Raw genomic sequence first — 20,297 nt, 5'->3', positions numbered from 1 at the left:
GCCCATTTTAGCAACTGTTTCTCTGGCAGCCTGCGCCCACAACCATGCGCCCGCCGAACAGGGTCATCACCACCATCATCATGCCCACGACCACACCCACCATCACGACCACAAACACCCAATCATGACCCACACCCTTGAAAGCAAATACACTTTTACCCAAACCGTGCAAAAATTAACGCAAGCCGTGCAAAGCAAAGGCATGACCGTGTTCGCCACCATTGACCACGCCGCCGCCGCCAAACAAGTTGGTTTGAATATGCAGCCAGCCACCGTAATTGTGTTTGGTACACCCAAAGCGGGTACACCTTTGATGGTCAAAGACCCTGCGCTTGCCTTGCAATTGCCTTTGCGCGTACTGGTAACGGAAGTGGACGGCAAAGTGCAAGTGGTGTTCAACGACACCCGCGCCATTATTCACGGCAGCAAAATTGAATACAGCGAAGTGGAAAACACATTGGCAAACGCGGAAAAATTAATCCGCTCAACGGTAACGCAATAAAGTTTCAGGCTGCCTTTTAAATTTTACCAACCATCTGTCCCCTCCCCCGCCTCCAACGGGGGAGGACTAGAAAACGTAGGGTACGCCGTGCGTACCAAAATCCCCACAAACATTTAATTTTGTGATGAATTTTGGTACGCACGGCGCACCCTACGTTTTTATTTTATTGCCCACGCAAAAACAACGCGTCCAAATCCGCCAACCCAATTCGCACCCAAGTCGGTCGCCCATGATTGCATTGGTTGCTGCGCGGCGTGGCTTCCATATCGCGCAATAAAGCATTCATTTCAGGCTGCGTCAATTGCCGCCCAGCGCGCACCGAACCATGACACGCCATCGTGCTTAAAATTTGATTTTCATATTGTTCAATCACTTGCGAGCTGCCCACAGCCATCAATTCGCGCAACACGTCTCGCGCCAATTCCGCCGCGTTTGCCTTGCCCAACATCGCAGGCACAGACTGCACCGCCAATTGCCCATCGCCCAAATCCGCCAACGCCAAACCATAATCGCGCAATAAATCAGCATATTCCGCCGCCACCGCACGTTCTTCGTGGCTTGCCGCAAAAGTCATCGGAATCAACAACATTTGCGCTTTCAGGCTGCCTGAAAGCCGCGCCGCTTTCATTTTTTCATAATTCACCCGTTCCGCCGCCGCGTGCATGTCCACCAAAATCAAGCCGTCCGCCGTTTGCGCCAAAATATAAATCCCCAATAATTGCGCCAAAGCAAATCCCAAAGGATAATCTGGTTTTTCTGTTTTTTCTTCTGTTGATTCAATGATTTGGGTAATATGGGTTTCGGGTAAACGCGTGTGTTCCCAAGCCGTCAATTCATCGTCATCGCGATACAATTCCGCGTAAGTATTCATCGCCGCTTGCCGCTCGCGCAAAGATAAACTGCGCTGTTGTGGCGCACGAAAGGCAGAATAGTTGGCAGGGCTCACTTTTTGATGATTTAGGGAACTGGTTTTCAGGCTGCCTGAAAAATCCGTTTGCCCCCACACCAATGTTTCCCCATTAGAAATAGAGGCTGGCTCGCCCGAAATGCGTTCCTGCAAAATTTCGCTGGCATTGCCCACGCTGTCGGTTAAATCCGCGCGCGTGTCCGCCAAAACCTTGTTTAAACTATGAAAAATCAATTGGTGCACCGCCTGACTGTCGCGGAAACGGATTTCGGTTTTGGTGGGGTGGACATTCACGTCCACCAGTTCGGGCGGTATCTCTAAAAACAGTACAAACGCAGGGGTCATTTGATTGTGCAACACGTCCCGATACGCTTGTTTCACCGCATGCAAAATCACTTTGTCGCGCACAAAACGGTTGTTTACAAAACAAAATTGATTGTCCGATTTGCCTTTGCTAAACGTGGGTTTGGCGACAAAACCGTGTACGCGCAACACGTTTTCGCCGCTGTCCACAGGCAAACAGGCAGCCTGAAACTCCGCGCCCATAATCGCCGCCACGCGTTCCGCCAACGATTGCGCGGGGTAGGAAAATACGGATTTACCATTGTTTTTTAAAGAAAATGCCACTTGAGGATTCGCCAACGCCAAGCGTTCCAACATAGTGGCGCAATGGGCGTATTCGGTGTTTTCGGATTTTAAAAATTTGCGCCGCGCTGGGGTGTTGAAAAACAATTCGCAGACTTCCAGCGTGGTGCCGATGGGGTGGGCGGCTGCGCTGACCGCGCTCAATACACCGTCTTCGGCGCGAATTTGGTGGGCGTGGGCGGTGTCGGCGGTGCGGCTGGTTAGAGTTAGGCGCGACACGGACGCAATGCTCGCCAAACCTTCGCCGCGAAATCCCATGCTGCGGACGTGTTCTAAATCAGATAAGTTTTTGATTTTGCTGGTAGCGTGGCGCGATAGGGCAAGCGGCAAATCATCGGCGTGCATACCTGCGCCATTGTCGCTGACGCGCAATAATTTAATGCCCCCGCCTGCGATTTCTACGGAAATGTGTGTTGCGCCTGCGTCTAGGCTGTTTTCCACGATTTCTTTTAGGGCGTTGGCTGGGCGTTCCACCACTTCGCCTGCGGCAATTTGGTTAATCAGGTGGTCGGGTAAAATTTGGATTTTATTCATTTTTGTATCCTGTTTGGGAAAATTCAGGCAGCCTGAAATTGTATAACAAATTGGATAAACCCACTTATTTATCATCATGCTAAAACGACCAAGCACATTTTATTGATAAAAATCAAATTATTTACAAAAATAAACAAAAATAGTTTCAAATTCCCCACAAATTTGTTTCAAAATACATTAATATTCTTACTCAAATAATTTAAAAAATGCGGCTCACATCATGCACGAAAACTTGATTTCCCTAGCACAGCAGGCAGGCATAGAACCTGCCTACTTTGACATTTATGGCAATCATCACGCTGCCACGCCCGAAGTTTTGCAAACGCTTTTGTTGAATTTGCAAACCGTGCCATTTGCTGGTCAATACGACAGCATTCAGGTGCTGACTGTGGGCAATGTGGGCGAAATTGCCTTTCCCGAAACGTTTTTACACGCCGACCGCGCCGAATTGACCGATGAATTAGGTGCGGCACACCCCATTCAATTGCCTGAAGATGGTGGAATTGCTTTACCCAATACAGGTTTGTCGTGCGGTTATTACACGCTCACTTTATTCAAAGAAAATCAACAATATAAAATTTTCATTATCGTTGCGCCCGCACAAGCGTATCAGGCGGAACATCGCCCACACACAGGTTTGACCATTCAGCTTTACGCGCTGAAATCGGCGCAAAACTGGGGAGTGGGCGATTTTTCTGATTTGGCAGAATTGATGAAACTTGCAGGCAGCCTGAAAGTGGATTTTATTGGCATTAATCCGCTTCACGCGCTTTACACGAGCCGCCCCGATTTTTGCAGCCCCTACAGCCCATCGAGTCGCGTGTGGCTGAACCCGATGTATTTGAGCGTGCCGCAAGTGGCGCAATTTTTGCATTCCACCAAATTTACCAATTACTTGGCGCAACATTCAGGCAGCCTGAACGATTTACGCGCCGCCGAACAGATTGATTATGCACATGTTTGGCAAACCAAAGTGTCGGCATTGCGCTATTTATTTCAAGAATTTGAATTTGGCAAAGACCCACTCGCGGCGCAACAACGCCAACAGTTTGCCGAATTTATTGTCCAAAAAGGCAATGAATTACGCGGATTTGCCCTGTTTGAAACGCTGGACAATCATTTTGCCAATCCCGATGAATTGGGTTGGCTGGGCTGGGATACGGCGTATCAACACCCAGATAGTGCGGAAGTACAAGAATTTTCAGCGAAAAATGAGCAGGAAATTCGTTTCCACATGTGGCTACAATGGCTGTGCGCGGTGCAATTGGAGGCGGTGAACGCGGCTGCGGCGGAAGCGGGTGTGCGTTTGGGTTTGTATGGCGATTTGTCGGTGGGCGTGGCGCAGGGCAGCGCAGATACTTGGTTGAAGCGCGAGCAATATTGTTTGGATTTGTCCATTGGTGCGCCGCCCGACCCGTTTAGTCCGATTGGGCAAAATTGGCAATTGCCGCCCTATAATCCACAGATTATGCAGCAAAATGCCTGCGCGGAATTCATCAAAATTATCCGTGAAAACATGAAATTATACGGCGTTTTGCGGATTGACCATGTGATGGCGTTAAATCGCCTGTGGTTGATTTTGGGGCGCGATGAATTGGCGGCAAATGGCGCGTATGTGCATTATCCACAGGAAGCCTTATTTGCGATAATTGCATTGGAAAGTCATAGAAATCAATGTCTTGTCATTGGTGAAGATTTGGGTACGGTGCCAAATGAAACGCGTGAATTGCTGAACCGTTATCAAATTTTATCGTATAAAGTATTGTATTTTAATCAAAATATGCGTGATTATCCGCGCCAAGCGATTGCGGTGATTTCCACGCACGATGTCGCGCCTTTGGCGGGCTGGTGGGCTGGGACGGATTTGCACGCCATGTTTGCGCTGGGAACTTTGCCCGATGAAACGCATTTTCAGGCTGCCTGCGCCCAGCGTGAACAGGATAAATCTTCACTCATTCAATTATTAAAACAAAAACAATGTTTGCCACACGATTTCAGGCAGCCTGAAATGTTGTCTGCTGAATTATGGTCGGCGATTCATCAATTTGGCGCGACCACGCCTGCGCAATTGTATGCCTTGCAATTGGAAAACCTGCTGGGCATGACGGAAAATTTCAATTTCCCCAGCGTGGCAAAAGGCAATTGGGCGCGAAAATATCCGCTCGCGGTGGCAGAGTTGGCAGAAAATCATCAAATTATTCAACAATTTCATTTTATTCACGAGGTTCGTATGTCCACAAAACGCTCTTATCCAGAACTTGACCAACGCGAACGCGACACGATACACGCGCTCTTTTTTGCGGAACATGGCGATGTGTTTTCCTATTTAGGTCGGCACGCGGTGGAAGGCGTGGGCGAAGTGGTACGCGCCTTGTTGCCGACTGCGGCGGCGGTTGATGTGCTTGACCGTGCAAGCGGCAAAGTATTGGCAAATATGGAAAAAATTGATGAACGCGGTTTGTGGGCGGCGGTGCTGCCTGAAAATTGTCCTGATTACGCGTTTGCCATTCAACATCATGGCGCGGACACTTTTGTGCGCCAAGAAGACGCCTACCGTTTTGGCTCATTTTTGGGCGAAATGGACAATTGGTTGCTGGGCGAAGGTTCGCATTTGCGCCCATATGAAACTCTGGGTGCGCGCCTGATTGAAATGGACGGCGTGAAAGGTGGGCATTTTGCGGTTTGGGCGCCGAATGCACAGCGCGTTTCCGTGATTGGCGAGTTTAACGATTGGAATGGTTGCGTACACGTTATGCGCCATCATCGGGACACGGGCGTGTGGGAAATGTTTGTGCCTGATGTGAAATTCAATGCTTTGTATAAATTTGAAATTCGTGATGTGCATGGCAATGTTCGTGTGAAATCAGACCCTTATGCTTTTGCGGCGGAATTGCGCCCCACCACCGCTTCGGTGTTGCGTGGACTACCTGAAAAAGTGCCTGCCTCCGCATTCCGCGAAAAAGCCAATGCGATTGACGCGCCGATTGCTATTTACGAAGTGCATTTGGGTTCGTGGAAAAGGCAGCCTGAAAGCCATGATTGGCTGACTTATGAACAATTGGCGGTGGAACTGATTGATTATGTAAAAGAAATGGGGTTTACCCATATTGAATTATTGCCGATTTCTGAATATCCCTTTGATGGCTCGTGGGGCTATCAGGCGACGGGTTTGTATGCGCCGACCAGCCGTTTTGGTTCGCCACAAGAATTGCAAGCCTTGATTCAGGCTGCCCACACAGCAGGGATTTCGGTGATTTTGGACTGGGTGGTGGGGCATTTCCCGACCGATGAACACGGTTTGGCGAAATTTGACGGCACCGCTTTGTATGAGCACGAAGACCCACGCGAAGGCTTCCATCAGGATTGGAACACGCTGATTTACAATTTTGGGCGCAGAGAAGTGAAAAACTTCTTAACAGGCAATGCGTTGTATTGGGTGGAACACTTTGGCTTTGACGGTTTGCGTGTGGACGCGGTGGCTTCCATGATTTACCGTGATTATTCGCGTAAAGACGGCGAATGGATTCCCAATCAATATGGCGGACGCGACAATTTTGAAGCCATTGATTTTCTGCGCGACACCAACACCATGTTGCAAAATCAAGGGCTGCACGCTACAGGCATTGCGGAAGAATCCACCGCATTCCCAAATGTTACCAAAGCGGAAGGCTTGAACTTCCAATACAAATGGAATATGGGCTGGATGAACGACACTTTGCGTTACATGAAAGAAGACCCTGTTCATCGCAAATATCATCACAATTTGATGACGTTTGGCATGATGTATCAGTACAGCGAAAACTATATTTTGCCCTTGTCGCACGATGAAGTGGTGCATGGCAAAGGTTCGCTGTTGGCGAAAATGCCGGGGGACGCGTGGCAAAAATTTGCCAATTTACGCGCGTATTATGGCTTTATGTATGGCTACCCAGGGAAAAAATTATTGTTTATGGGCAATGAGTTCGCGCAAGGGCGTGAATGGAATTTCAATGAAAGTTTAGATTGGCATTTATTGCAAGAAGAACATGGTGGCAAATGGCACAAAGGTGTGCAGGATTTTGTTAAAAAATTAAATCATATTTATCAACAAAATACACCACTTTATCAATTGGATCAATGGGCTGAAGGTTTTGAGTGGCTGGTGGCAGATGATTCGGATAATTCCGTGTTTGTTTTTGAACGCAAAGATCGCGATGGTAATTGTTTGATTGTTTTGAGTAATTTTACGCCTGTGGTGCGTGAAAATTACCGTTTTGGCGTAAATGTGGCAGGCGAATACGATGTGATTTTGAATTCAGACGATGACGCATTCTGTGGCAGCGAAATTCAGCTTTCAGGCAGCCTGAAAACCGATGAGGTGGAATCACACGGTCGTACACAATCTTTGAGTTTGACTTTGCCACCATTGGCGACTGTGTATTTGTCTTGCCCGAAAGCCAAACAGGTGGTGCGCCCACAAGCCACACCCGCTACACCAGCCGCCACACCGAAAGCCAAACCCATTCATAAAACGAAAAAGAAAGGCAGATGAATATTCAGGCAGCCTGAAATTTACCCTGATTTCATATTCGGATTAGGCACGGCTTGACCATTGAGAATGGTGGCATGGCGTATCCAATTTTGTGGGATTTGCTGCCATTGATAGCGGCAGTTGGCGCAAAAAACTTGATTATTATCCAAATGATAGCAATATAAAAAATGACAACGTGGGCAAATAATATGGCTGTAGATAAACATGGTCGTACCTTCCAAATAGAGTGTCTGGAAAAATAATTGTATTGGCTACGCGCTAATGTAAATACCCTAATAATTTATTTTTGTGGTTTTGATGATTTTAAATAATTGAAATGAAATATTTTTAAATGATTTCAGGCAGCCTGAAACAAGCCTTGCATTCTTCGGTAAAATGGCTATTTATTGTAAACAGTGATTCCATTTTGTATGAAAAAACTTGATTCGGGTTGCCCCTATCCCATGGGCGCGACCGTATGCGATGGCGGCGTGAACTTCGCGGTGTATTCGGCAAATGCGACTGCAGTAGAACTGTGTTTATTTGATGAAAAAGGCTTGGAAACGCGTTTCAGGCTGCCTGAAAAAAGCGGCTTTATTTGGCATGGTTTTGTGCCGAATATTGGCGCAGGGCAACGCTACGGTTATCGCGTACACGGCGAATACGCGCCCCAAAAAGGATATTTTTTCAATCCAAACAAATTGTTAATTGACCCATACAGCAAAGCATTAGACGGCGAACCTTGTTTTCGCAATGCCGAACAATTGGCGTGGTATCGCCCCGAAGACCTGCGCGATAATGGGAAAATCGCCCCCAAAAGCGTGGTGGTGGGCGCAAGCCATTTTGATTGGGGTGATGACACACCGCCAAATATTCCCTATGGTAAAACCATTATTTATGAAGCACATATTAAGGGTTTAACCAAATTATTCCCCGATTTGGCACACGCTGGGACGTATCGCGCCCTTGCCGATAAACGCGTGATTCACTATTTGAAAGATTTGGGCATTACGGCGGTAGAATTGTTGCCCATTCAAGAGCATGTAGATGAACGCCATTTACAGGCTTTGGGTTTGGTAAATTATTGGGGTTACAACACTTTGTCGCATTTTGCGGTGGAACGCGATTATGCGGCGAATCCGCTTCAGGCTGCCGATGAATTTCGCCAAGCGGTGAAGGCTTTGCACGCGGCGGGTTTGGAAGTGATTTTGGACGTGGTTTATAACCACACGGCGGAACAAGACGAATTTGGCGCAATGATGTGTCAGCGCGGTTTGGACAATGTGAATTGGTATTGGGTGGAAGCGGAAACGGGGCATTACATCAATTGGGCAGGCACGGGCAATGCGCTGAAAATGGTGAAACGCGATATGTTGCGTTGGGCGGCAGACAGTCTGCGTTATTGGGTGGAAGAATTTCATGTGGACGGTTTCCGTTTTGATTTGGGCACGGTGATGGGGCGCGAGCCGACTTTTGATGTGTATTCAGGATTTTTCGCGCTGGTGTACCAAGAGCCTACGTTGGCAGACAAAAAATTAATCGTGGAAGCATGGGATATTGGCGCGGACGGCTACCATTTGGGCGATTTCGCCTTTCCCTACAGCGAATGGAATGGCGCGTTTCGTGATGATATGCGGCGATTTTGGTGTTGGCAGAGTGGCGATTTGGGGAAATTTGCGACTCGTTTTGCTGGGTCGGCGGATATTTTCCACAAATGCGGTCGTCGCCCGTCTGCCAGCCTGAATTTTATTACGGCGCACGATGGTTTTACTTTGCGTGATTTGGTTTCTTATAAACACAAACACAATCTCGCCAATGGCGAACAAAACCGCGATGGACACAATGAAAACATCAGCCACAATCACGGCGTGGAAGGCGATACGGATAATTTACCAATCAAACAGTTACGCGAATTGACCAGCAAAGCCCTATTAGCCAGTTTGCTGCTGGCGAATGGTACGCCGATGTTGTTGGCGGGCGATGAGATGGGCAACACGCAAGCGGGGAACAATAATGCGTATTGCCAAGACAATTCAATCACTTGGTTGGATTGGGCGGCGGCAGAAGAATACACTGGTTTGCGCGATTATGTGCGTGAACTGATTGCGCTGCGTGGCGAAATGCGTGTTTTGCATGAAAATCATTGGTTTAGCGATGAAACCGTATCTTGGCTGAATGTGAATGGCACGGCAATGACCCTTGAAAATTGGCAGGATACATCGCGTAAAGCCATGCAAATTCAATTAATTGGCGGCTGGCTGATTTGCGTGAACGGTAAGCGTGATGGTGAGTTTTTCAGGCTGCCTGAAAATGTGAATGGCTGGAGAATACGCAGTGCGCCATGTGATGACTTTGTATTTAAAAATAATAAATTAGCTGTAAAGAATATGGGTGTGTGGGTGTTTCAGGCAGCCTGAACACCAGCATACCCAAAAAGCAATATTTCCCCGAGCAGTAAAATAATTGTATCTACGACCCAAATGGAGATTTTCCTATGAATGCTATTGCGACAGACGGTGTATTGCACCACTCCGAGATTGCCAAAGATACTTTGGTGCTGATTTTGGCTGGCGGACGCGGCTCGCGTTTGCACGAGATGACCGATGAACGCGCAAAACCTGCTGTGTATTTTGGTGGCAATTGGCGGATTATTGATTTTACTTTATCCAATTGTTTAAATTCAAACTTATTGCGTATTGGCGTGATTACGCAGTATGAAGCACACAGTTTGTTGCGCCATTTGCAACATGCTTGGTCGTTTCTGCCGCGTGAGCGTGGGCAATTTGTAGATATGTTGCCAGCACGTCAATCGGTAAACGAAGAAATGTGGTATCGCGGCACGGCAGACGCAGTGTGGCAAAACCTGGCCATTATGAAAACGCACTATAAACCCAAATATGTGCTGATTTTGGCGGGTGACCATATTTACAAAATGGATTATATGAATATGGTGAAATCGCATATTCAAAGCGAAGCACGTTGCACAGTCGGTAGCATTGAAGTGAAAAAAGAAGACGCGAAAGAATTTGGCATTATGGCGGTAAACGACAAATTGCAAGTACACGCATTTGTGGAAAAACCGCAAGACCCGCCCACCATGCGCGAAAAGCCTGACACATCTATGGCTTCTATGGGTATTTATGTGTTTGATTTTGATTATTTAACAGAAGTGTTGGAAGACGAAATCGCCAAACAAGCGTCCGATTTGGATTTTGGCAAACACTTAATGCCACGCGCCATGAATGAGGGTGTATTGTACGCCCACCCATTTGAAAAATCTTGCACGGGTCGCAATACGGAGGGCAGCGTGTATTGGCGTGATGTGGGCACTTTGGACAGCTACTGGAGTGCACACATGGATTTGGTAACAGAAAATCCGCAACTGAATTTATTTGATAAAGATTGGGCGATTCGTGGTTTACCCACGCAAGGCATGCCAACCAAATTTTTCTATAAAGACAATTGTGAACACACTTTAGATAACTCATTGATTGGCGGTGGTTGTTTGATTACCAATGCCACAATTACAGGCAGCGTGTTGTTTGACCGCATTACGGTGGACGAGGGTTCTACTATTGATAAATCGGTGGTGTTGCCTGAAGTGAAAATTGGCAAAAATTGCGTGTTGCGTAATTGCATTATTGAGCGCAAATGTGTGATTCCCGATAATTTTGTTCTGGGTGTGGACAAGGAACACGACAAAGCGCGTGGTTTTCGTGTGAGCAGCAGTGGCAAGGTTACGCTGATTACGCCCACCATGTTGGATAAATTAAAAGAGTTGAAAGACCCTGTGATTTAATTAATTCAGGTTTCAGGCTGCCTTTTGCTACACGACAAAATTATGTAGGGTACGCCGTGCGCACCAAATGGCTAAATAATTTAAATACTGTGCTGGTTTGGTGCGCACGGCACACCCTACGGTTATTTTTGTTGTGTACTTTCAGGCAGCCTGAAAACGCATTCACAACATAAACAAGGAATTTAATCATGAAGATTTTACACGCAGCTTCAGAACTCTATCCCTTAATCAAGACAGGTGGGCTGGCAGATGTGCTGGGTGCGCTGCCTTTCGCGCAAGCCGAGCAAGGTGATGATGTGCGCGTGGTGTTGCCGTATTACCGCGCGGTACGCGAAAAATTGCCATTTACGGCGGAAGTGGCGCGGCGCGATACTTTTGGCGGCTATGTGGTGATTCGTTACGCCCAATATCAAAATATTGGCTTGTATTTGATTGATGCACCGCATTTATACGACCGCTATGGCAATCCGTATCATAATGAATTTTATCAAGATTATCATGATAATGTGATTCGTTTTGGGATTTTGGGTTGGGCGGCGGCGGCGATTGCGACTGGCATAGACCCACTTTGGGGCAAAGCAGACGTGTTGCACGCGCACGATTGGCAAGCTGGTTTGGCACCCGCTTATTTGACGGCGTGGCACAGACGCGATGTGAAAAGCGTGTTCACCATTCACAATATTGCCTATCAAGGCTGTTTCTATCCGCACCATCTGCATGATTTGTGGTTGCCCGACTGGATTTTGCACACGGAAGGCGCGGAATTTCATGGGCAAATCAGTTTCCTGAAAGCAGGTTTGTATTTTGCCGACCATATTACCACCGTTAGCCCGACTTACGCCAAAGAAATCACAGGCGAATTAGGTAGTTACGGCATGAATGGTTTATTGCAAACGCGTTTGGCGCAAGGCAGATTAAGCGGTATTTTAAACGGTGTAGATGAAAGTATTTGGCACCCCGCCACCGATCCTGAATTGTTCCAACAATATGATTTAAAAAATATTAATCAAAAAGTTGCCAATAAAACCGCTTTGCAAGAACGTTTTGGTTTACGCAGGCAGCCTGAAAGTTTATTGACCGTGATGGTGTCGCGTTTGACAGCGCAAAAAGGCGCGGATTTCTTGGCGAGCAGCTTGCACGAGCAATTGGCACAACACGCTGATTTACAATTTATTTTATTGGGCAGCGGTGCGCCTGAATTGGAAAATGCCTTCCGTGAGTTGGCAGCAACTTATCCACAACAAGTGGGTGTGGTGATTGGTTATGATGAAGCTTTGGCGCACCAATTGATTGGCGGCGGCGACGTGATTTTGATTCCGAGCCGTTTTGAACCGTGTGGTTTGACGCAATTGTATGGTTTGAAATACGGCACTTTGCCTTTGGTACGCAAAACGGGCGGTTTGGCGGACACGGTGGTGAATGGCGAAACGGGTTTTGTGTTTGATGACGCGAATGTGGCTTCTTTGAACGGCGCGTTTCAGGCTGCCTTTGCCACGTGGCAGCAGCCAAAACAATGGGCGGCGTTGCGCGAAAATGCGATGAAACAAGATTTTAGTTGGCACAAAGCGGCGCAAACCTATCAAACGTGTTACGCAAAATTATGATGTGAAATAAATTCAGGCAGCCTGAAAATGTGTTCAGGCTGCCTTTTATTTCACTACAAGAAATGTGTTAATCTGCCGTAGGGTGGGTAAAACCCATAACTCATAGTCATAGAAGTGAAAATGCAGTACAAGGCGACAACGCTCACCGTGTACGAATTACATAAGGGCGTTGGCAACGCCGTACTGCTTTTTCAGTTCTGCGACTATAGCAACCAAAATGTCCATTACCCAATATTAAAACCGAAAATACACAAAAAGGCAGCCTGAAAATATTTTTCAGGCTGCCTTTTCTTTTTAGCACATCAAATTAAGCAATGATGATTAGAAGATTTCACGCCAGCTAATGCGACGCAAGCTCACACCTGCACATCTAGGTGCTTTAGCCGTAACAGTACCATTTCTCATACCACCTGATGCTGTATCCGAGCTGTCAGATGTCATTACCGTACTTGATTCCTCGGCTGTGTTGTAGCAGAAGCGATCTTGCACAGGATCATAAGGTTTCAATTCTGTATCTACATCACCCAGACCTCTACCTACACCACCAGACAAATCTACTGCATTACGCGTACCACCTGCAATATTTTCATCATCATGCCCTACTAAAGGTAAGATAGATTGGATACCTGCCCCCGCTTTTTGGAAGCCAGAAATCAAGCTTTTTTCATTACGGTCAGCAAACGTGCCATCTGGGTTTTCACCAGTCAAATCCACAAATGGGAAGTGGTCTGCATCTTTCGCACCTTTAGATGGCAAGCGACCACCCGAATCACTACGGAATTGCATAATCCAACCTGTAGCTGAAGTGCTTTCTTGCGAACTGATTGGTGCACATTTATCTTCTGTTGTAGTAGTAGCAGATGTATTTGATGGTTGCACGTAGTAAATACGCGTACTTAACAACACGGTTTTCAGCAATAATGTCGGAGTTACGGTTACACGTTCACCCAATTCGTTCAAATTGAAGTACCAACCTTTGTAACGTGTGGTATCCATTTCATTTTTGCTCAATTCACGAACATTGTACTCACCGATACCTTTTGGTTCGCCCATTTGTTGTTCCAGCAACTCACCTACACCAGCCGTACCCGTTGGGCTCGGATTACCAATAAAGTCGTAAATACCGTACACACTTTGCGTGTCTTGTGTTTTCAAGTCAGACTGATACAAATCTGAACCCGTACCAAACACCACCACAAAAGTATTGTCATCTAAATACGATACTGCAGGCGAAGAGGTAATTGGCTGTTTGTCTTTCGTGGTAAACAAGCGGCTAACAGTCCAATTATTGCTATTGCCATCACGGAAGTCAAAGCGATACATATTGCCTTTGTAATCGCCCGCATACGCCAAATCCACCACACCGTCCAAATTCACATCCAGCAAAGACGGCTCAGCCAAACCACCGCCATTTGGATTGGCAACCAGTTTCTGAATCAATTGACCAGGTCTATGACCTAAAGTGGTTTTGTTGCTGCCTACACCCACGTTTTCTTCACCCAAGGTGCTGTACACATACAAAGCAGACTCAGTGCTGCCGCCACTTGCTTCAGAAGGATGGCGCACACCACTATTCACAAATGTGGCGTAATATACATTATTCACATCAGTTGTCATTTTTGCTGTAGCAGCCGTGCCTGTACCAGAGAATGCAACGGAGCGATTAATCGCCAAACGTCCCAAACCTGGTTTACCAATGGTGTAACCCATTCTGTTATTGGTTTCTTTAGGCGTTTCAAACAAAGGCACAGAAGCCACCCAAGAGTCACGACTGGCATCAATACCTACCGCTTCACCCTTCAAATTTTTACCTGCCAAATTCAAAGAGAAGCTACCGCGACCTGCTTGCCCCATATTCGCTGACATAAACAAACGGCGATGTGGTTGACCTTTATCGCTTCTGCGTACTTCAATACCGCCATTGAGCAAATACAAATGTGGGTTATTTGGGTCGGTAATGTAATTATCCGCCGCCAAATCTTTATAATACTTCATGACCGTATCAGTTGCGCTTTCACGCTGCATACCGCCTGGCATATAGTTCATGCGCAATTTATACGGATTGGTTGCAGAATTTTGGCTTTCAAAGAGATACAGCATACCGTCATTGGTTGCAGTAACCAAATATTGCTGGCGGTTGTATTTACTCTCGCCTGCTGCTTCTAATGGTGTATCCAAAATATCACCTAAATTCAGCGTGTTCACATTATTTTCTGTGATACCACGAATACGGTATTTCACAGAATTATTCGCCTGCGCTTGAATTTCAGCATCAGGTTTGCTGCGCATCAGCCATGGAATCAATGACTCGCGCCATTCATTTGGATTTTTCGCATTAACAATACCAAATTTCTCATTGCTGCCCTCGTATCTATCCAAGAAAGACACTTTGTTGTTTACACCACCCTCGTTAAACAAGACATTGCGCTCACTGTAATCAGGAATGGTGTATGGTGTTGAGGTATCTACTGAGTACACAGGTGCCTTAGTTTTGCTGGTATTCACCAATTTATAGAAGCGAATTTCACTCGCTCCTTTACCCAATTCCAGCAATACAGCTGCTGAACCGTTTAATGTGCTGCTAGAAGAAGTATCCAACATTGGTGTTGGGGTAATGCTGGAAGTGGAGAATGGCGGCTTCACTTCATTGCGTAAACCAATTTCATTAAAGATTTTGGCAAATGCAGCGTCCAATTCTTCTTCGGTGGAAGCGTTTAAGGATTTGTAATTATTGGCAGTTGCCATACCATCTAATGCCCGTAAACCAATATCTGATAAACCCTTACCAAAACCTACGGTAAAGGTTTCAATATTTTGAACATTAAATTTTTGTCCACCGTATTCATTGTCATCATCCCAGCTCTTATTTGCCGCATCTACTGCATTGCTACTGGTTGATTTTTTCAAATCTTTCAACATCATATTAGCAACAAATGGCAAGCTATCTGGATGCTGTGTCCAATAAGTTCCATAAGTTGTTCCCCATCTAGGAGAAGAAGTCAAATTCCAAGCATAATTTCTTGTACTTGGATTGTAAGTAAACATGGCAGGGTGATCCAAATTTGATTCATATGCCCTTGGTGGAACTTGTAAATAGGATGTCATCGTATCAGGCAAGTCATATTCTTTTGCTGCTTCGTGTGCCAACCATGTTTCATAAGTAGCCGCATATTGTGTATTTGGATTAACTGTTACGGCACTATTTGAACTCCATTTAAATTTATTGTTTTGAACTGCGGGTATATTTGCATTACTAATGGCATCACCATCTGAAAACAAAATCACATAGCTTTTTTGGCAACGATATTTGATGGCTTTTTCCAACATGGTAGCAGCGTCCATATAACGTTCCACAGCAGGTGTACCTTTGCTAGCAAATAAATTGCGTACAATGGTTTGTAACTCTTCTGGTGTCATCGCAAATTCTCGTCGCCCCATCATAAAGTCTTCAGCATATTTGCGTGAACCATTTTGAAGACGATTATATTGCGTTTCATTTGCCCATAAGCTGATTAAACCTAAATTGGCTTTACTGGTATAAGCATCGTTTTCCAAGACTTTTAACAAAGCCCTACGTGCGATATCAATACGGGTGGGATCATTTCTACCTGCTTGTTTTAATTTTGCAGTTCCCTCTCGCACTCGTCTATCAAATTCAGCTCTTCTTGCATGGTTAACATTGTAGCGAACAGTTGTACCATCTACTTCCCAATAAGATTCACCTGGTACAGCATTGGCATACGATACGTCCGACATACTGCCCGAATCGTCAAACTGAATCAAAACATTAGGTGGCACACCACCTGCTGTGGTGCTGGTGGTGGTGCTTTGCAAATGCAGAGGAACGTGTGCAAATGGACTAGGTAACGCATGTGCGTTTAGCCCCAACCCCATCAGGGTTAAGAAAACCAACGGTTTCATCGCAGTAAAGCGACTCAAGCGTTTGGTTGTGTACTTTTTCTGTTTCATGATGAAACCTTTCCAAAAGTTTATCGTATTCAATAATGTATCACAATTATTGATAGTTAAGCAATTTTTATACCAAACAATCAATTAAATGTGTTTCATCGGGACAATTTGATGTTTTCAGGTTTAATCTTATTGGCGAATAAGCTAATTTTTGGGTAAAAAAATAGCGGTAGTGGAAAATATTGGACACGATTCGCCGTAATTTGGCACTTTTCAGGCTGCCTTTTTGTACACCAAAAATTACAGCGTATACGAAATTACTTGAATCATTTGAATTTATGATGGCAAATTTAATACACAGACAGCCTGAACCCCCTTTTTGCTATAATTGTTTTTTATTATTTTTCAGGCAGCCTGAAACCATGTCCGCAGATAAATTTCACTATTTGGAAAATTTAGATTCTCCCCAAACCCAATCATTCCACCAAAACGCTCACGCCGAAACATTGGCACAATTTTGTCAATCGGATTATTTTCATCAAACCAAACAAGCCATTATCACGCAATTACAAGATGAAAAACAAATCCCCTTCTGCCAAGAACACCGCGCCCGAATGTACCATTTTTACCAATCCGAGCAACACCCCAAAGGCGTGTATCGCGTATGCAGCGCGGCGACTTATCGCGCTGGTCTGCCTGAATGGGAGGTTTTGTTTGCAGTGGCGGATTTTGACGCGATTTTGGGCGATGATGTCTATTTGAGCGGCGTGTCGCATTATGTGGAGCAGCCTGAAATGGTGTTACTTACATTATCATCTGCAGGTTCGGATTCCGCTTATACTATTGAATTTAATTTAAAAAATAAACAAATTGTACCGCAAGGTTTTCATTTTCCATTAGGCAAAAATCAGGTGGCGTGGCGCGATGAAAACAGCGTTTGGATTTGCCCTGCGTGGGACGAACGGCAATTAACCACTTCTGGTTATCCGCGCCAAGTTTGGCTTATGCAACGCGGACAATCATTTGAAGAAGCCACTCCTGTTTACGAGATGACGGCAGATGGCGTAATGGTGCATGCATGGCGGTATTTGGACGCGCAGGGTGCGCCGATTGATTTGATTGAAGCGGCGCACACGTTTTACACCAAAGATTATTTTTATGTGAATGCGAATGCGGAAGCCATCAAATTAAATTTGCCAAATGATTGTGAATTATTGAGTTATTTGGCTGGTCAATTATTATTAAGATTAAAATCAGACTGGCAGCGCAGTAAGCAAAAATACCTTGCAGGCAGTCTGATTGCCGTGAAATTAAACAAAGGCGAATTGGGCGAAGCGCAATGTTTGTTCACGCCCAATGCACAACAGGCTCTGGAAGGCATTGAAACCACACGAAAATTTATTCTCGCCACTTTACTGGACAATGTTTCAGGCAGCCTGAAAGCGTGGAAATGGCAAGGTGGCACTTGGCAAGTCGTTGATTTACCGAATTTTCTGCAAGGTGCAATTGAGATTACCGACCAGCCTTGGGGCGGCGACACGGTGTATTTGGCAGCAAGCGATTTTGTTACACCTTTGACCTTGTTTGCGCTGGATTTGAATGTGATGGAATTGAGCGTATTGCGCCGTCAGCCGAAGCAATTTAATGCGGAAAATATTTCGGTTGAGCAATTTTATTCTACTTCAAATGACGGTACGCGCATTCCCTACTACCATATTGGCAAAACGCGCTCGCCCGACACGCCGACTTTGGTGTATGTGTACGGCGGTTTTGATGTACCAGAATTGCCACATTATATGGGGACAATTGGACGGCATTGGCTGGAACAGGGCGGTGCGTTTGTGTTGGCGAATGTGCGCGGTGGCGGCGAGTTTTCGCATTGGCACACGGTGGCGATTCGGGAAAATAAACACAAAACAGTTGATGATTTATTGAGTGTTTTGAATGATTTATGTGAACGCGGTTTCACGTCTGCGAAAAAAATCGCCATTCAAGGCGGCAGCAATGGCGGTTTGGTGGTGGCTTCCGCGTTTTGCAGGCAGCCTGAAAGCATGGGCGCGATGATTTGCGAAGTGCCGCTCACGGATATGTTGCGCTACACCGAATTGTACGCGGGCGCAAGTTGGATAGACGAATACGGCGACCCGAATGATGAGCAAATGTTTGATTATTTAGAGAAACTGTCGCCCTATCATCAACTTTCAGACAGCCTGAATTATCCGCCTGCTTTGATTACGACCAGTTTGTCGGACGACCGCGTTCACCCTGCCCACGCGCTGAAATTTTACGCGAAATTGCGCGACAATCCACAAGTAAAATCATGGCTTTACGCGCCCAATACGGGCGGACACACGGGCAACGCCACCCATGAGCAAACAGCGCATGAATTGGCAACGGTGTTTGCGTTTTTACGCGAAACAATTGTTTTGTAAAATAAATCAGGCAGCCTGAAAACTTTTTCAGGCTGCCTATTTGGAAAAATCATTATGAATATACACTTTTTGGGAACTGCTTCGGGTTCACCGTCCAAAGAACGCAATGTAACATCTATTGCATTGAATTTAATGAAAGAAAATGGCGAAATTTGGCTATTTGACTGCGGCGAAGCCACGCAACATCAAATTTTGCATACCGCTATTCGCCCCAGCAAAATTCGCCGCATTTTCATTACCCATTTGCACGGCGACCATATTTTTGGCTTACTCGGTTTGCTGTGCAGCCGCTCATTTTTGAGTGCCGCCGAACCCACGCCACTCACGCTGTATGGCACGAAAGGTTTGCGGCAATTTGTGGAAACAGGTTTGCACATTTCGCAAAGTTATCTGACTTATCCATTGGAAATCATTGAATTAGACGATGAAGGCGTGGCATTGGACACGCCCAATTTTCGTGTTTTATACCGTACTTTGGCGCATGGCATGCCATCATACGCCTACAAAATCGTGGAAGCCGACCACGCAGGCAGCCTGAAAACCGAGGAATTGGCGGCGTTGGGCATACCCAAAGGTGCATTGTATGGCGCACTCAAACGCGGCGAAACGGTGGTTTTGCCCAATGGCAACACATTGAATGGCAAAGATTTTATTGAGCCACCACGCAAAGGGCGTGAAGTGGTGATTTTTGGCGACACCACGTTTCAGCCCGAATTTGCGGATTTTTGTCGCGGTGCCGATGTATTGGTACACGAAAGCACATTTGACGCGGAAGATATGGAAAATGCGAGAAAATTTGGACACAGCACCTGCACCCAAGCCGCCGAATTGGCAAAATTGGCGCAAGTGAAGCGTTTGATTTTAACCCACATCAGCGCAAAATATTCAGGCGATAAGGCATTGAATTTATTGAATGACGCGCAAGCCATTTTTCCAAATACCGAATTGGCGCGGGATTTTTGGGAAATGGAGATTGCACTGTCATAAAGTTTAGGCAACCTTTTGGTACATGACAATTTTAGAACCTGTGTTCGTAAGATTGATGGCTTGATTTTATTGATAATTCTTGCGAATACAAGGCGGCTTTTCATGCCAATATTGAACATATTGGCGTGGAAAGCCAACGCAGTAGGCGCATGAAGTAGCGATAAAAGCAAGCTATTAAGATTATGAACACAGGTTCTTATAGTGGATTCAATTTAAATCAGGACAAGGCGACAGCGACCGCCGTGTACACAATAACCACTTTATCCATCACACCCATTGATTGATTTAAGGCTATAATTCCACACCCACCCACATCATCATTATTTTAGGATTAGGAGCGCACAATGCACACAAAACATCGCTATGCCTTGCCGATGGGCGAAGTATTGCACAATGTTTACCGTATTCAACAGGTATTGGGTGCGGGTGCATTCGGGATTACTTATTTGGTGGAACACATTAATTTGC

General features: G+C 45.9%; 10 protein-coding genes and 1 pseudogene. 7 read left to right on the top strand and 4 right to left on the bottom strand.

Annotation, left to right across the window (positions count from 1 at the left end; genetic code table 11):
• Window positions 1-124 precede the first annotated feature (124 nt).
• A pseudogene (locus Q338_RS05230) lies at window positions 125-502 on the top strand (DUF302 domain-containing protein); the annotation flags it as partial.
• A gap of 163 nt (window positions 503-665) precedes the next feature.
• Here Q338_RS05230 and mutL read toward each other — a convergent pair.
• A complete protein-coding gene (gene mutL / locus Q338_RS05225) occupies window positions 666-2,588 on the bottom strand; it encodes a DNA mismatch repair endonuclease MutL (RefSeq protein ID WP_034292742.1) in 1,923 nt (640 codons plus the stop codon).
• 220 nt (window positions 2,589-2,808) lie between these two features.
• Here mutL and glgB point away from each other — a divergent pair, with 220 nt between their 5' ends.
• The gene (gene glgB / locus Q338_RS05220) at window positions 2,809-7,119 is read left to right on the top strand and encodes a 1,4-alpha-glucan branching protein GlgB (protein ID WP_084693536.1); all 4,311 of its coding nucleotides are present in this window, start codon (window positions 2,809-2,811) and stop codon (window positions 7,117-7,119) included.
• Between the two features lie 20 nt (window positions 7,120-7,139).
• Here the strand turns inward: glgB and Q338_RS05215 are convergent, their stop codons facing one another.
• Window positions 7,140-7,325, bottom strand: a complete 186-nt coding sequence (locus tag Q338_RS05215; protein WP_034292740.1) for a hypothetical protein — start codon at window positions 7,323-7,325, stop codon at window positions 7,140-7,142.
• Between the two features lie 204 nt (window positions 7,326-7,529).
• Here Q338_RS05215 and glgX point away from each other — a divergent pair, with 204 nt between their 5' ends.
• Complete coding sequence (gene glgX, locus Q338_RS05210) at window positions 7,530-9,515, top strand: glycogen debranching protein GlgX (RefSeq protein ID WP_034292738.1); 1,986 nt, start codon at window positions 7,530-7,532, stop codon at window positions 9,513-9,515.
• Between the two features lie 77 nt (window positions 9,516-9,592).
• Entirely contained in the window at window positions 9,593-10,897 is a 1,305-nt protein-coding gene (glgC, locus tag Q338_RS05205; protein WP_051968503.1) for a glucose-1-phosphate adenylyltransferase, read from the top strand.
• Window positions 10,898-10,937: 40 nt separating this feature from the next.
• On the opposite strand, the gene Q338_RS14390 is transcribed toward glgC, so the two are convergent.
• Window positions 10,938-11,087, bottom strand: coding sequence for a hypothetical protein (locus Q338_RS14390; RefSeq protein ID WP_156961037.1), 150 nt, complete (start codon window positions 11,085-11,087; stop codon window positions 10,938-10,940).
• On the opposite strand from Q338_RS14390, the gene glgA reads away from it, so the two are divergent.
• Entirely contained in the window at window positions 11,086-12,501 is a 1,416-nt protein-coding gene (gene glgA, locus Q338_RS05200) for a glycogen synthase GlgA (RefSeq protein WP_034292736.1), read from the top strand. The genes Q338_RS14390 and glgA overlap by 2 nt on opposite strands.
• Before the next feature lie 321 nt (window positions 12,502-12,822).
• Here the strand turns inward: glgA and Q338_RS05195 are convergent, their stop codons facing one another.
• Complete coding sequence (locus Q338_RS05195; RefSeq protein ID WP_034292734.1) at window positions 12,823-16,470, bottom strand: PilC/PilY family type IV pilus protein; 3,648 nt, start codon at window positions 16,468-16,470, stop codon at window positions 12,823-12,825.
• Window positions 16,471-16,832: 362 nt separating this feature from the next.
• Here Q338_RS05195 and Q338_RS05190 point away from each other — a divergent pair, with 362 nt between their 5' ends.
• Together Q338_RS05190 and rnz are read left to right on the top strand one after the other, a co-directional pair.
• Window positions 16,833-18,842, top strand: coding sequence for a prolyl oligopeptidase family serine peptidase (locus Q338_RS05190; protein ID WP_034292762.1), 2,010 nt, complete (start codon window positions 16,833-16,835; stop codon window positions 18,840-18,842).
• A 54-nt stretch (window positions 18,843-18,896) separates the two neighbouring features.
• Complete coding sequence (gene rnz / locus Q338_RS05185) at window positions 18,897-19,829, top strand: ribonuclease Z (protein WP_034292732.1); 933 nt, start codon at window positions 18,897-18,899, stop codon at window positions 19,827-19,829.
• The last annotated feature ends 468 nt before the right edge of the window (window positions 19,830-20,297 follow it).

The sequence above is a fragment of the Alysiella crassa DSM 2578 genome, assembly GCF_000745955.1.
Classification (GTDB): domain Bacteria; phylum Pseudomonadota; class Gammaproteobacteria; order Burkholderiales; family Neisseriaceae; genus Simonsiella; species Simonsiella crassa.
This window is presented reverse-complemented; position numbering and strand designations above follow the sequence as displayed.

Excerpts from the sequence above, each read along its gene's own strand:
- Q338_RS05215 (WP_034292740.1), bottom strand. The coding sequence starts at position 7,325 with ATGTTTATCTACAGCCATATTATTTGCCCACGTTGTCATTTTTTATAT.
- glgA (WP_034292736.1), top strand. The coding sequence starts at position 11,086 with ATGAAGATTTTACACGCAGCTTCAGAACTCTATCCCTTAATCAAGACA.
- Q338_RS05190 (WP_034292762.1), top strand. The coding sequence starts at position 16,833 with ATGTCCGCAGATAAATTTCACTATTTGGAAAATTTAGATTCTCCCCAA.
- Q338_RS14390 (WP_156961037.1), bottom strand. The coding sequence starts at position 11,087 with ATGATTAAATTCCTTGTTTATGTTGTGAATGCGTTTTCAGGCTGCCTG.
- glgC (WP_051968503.1), top strand. The coding sequence starts at position 9,593 with ATGAATGCTATTGCGACAGACGGTGTATTGCACCACTCCGAGATTGCC.
- glgB (WP_084693536.1), top strand. The coding sequence starts at position 2,809 with ATGCACGAAAACTTGATTTCCCTAGCACAGCAGGCAGGCATAGAACCT.
- Q338_RS05195 (WP_034292734.1), bottom strand. The coding sequence starts at position 16,470 with ATGAAACAGAAAAAGTACACAACCAAACGCTTGAGTCGCTTTACTGCG.
- glgX (WP_034292738.1), top strand. The coding sequence starts at position 7,530 with ATGAAAAAACTTGATTCGGGTTGCCCCTATCCCATGGGCGCGACCGTA.
- rnz (WP_034292732.1), top strand. The coding sequence starts at position 18,897 with ATGAATATACACTTTTTGGGAACTGCTTCGGGTTCACCGTCCAAAGAA.
- mutL (WP_034292742.1), bottom strand. The coding sequence starts at position 2,588 with ATGAATAAAATCCAAATTTTACCCGACCACCTGATTAACCAAATTGCC.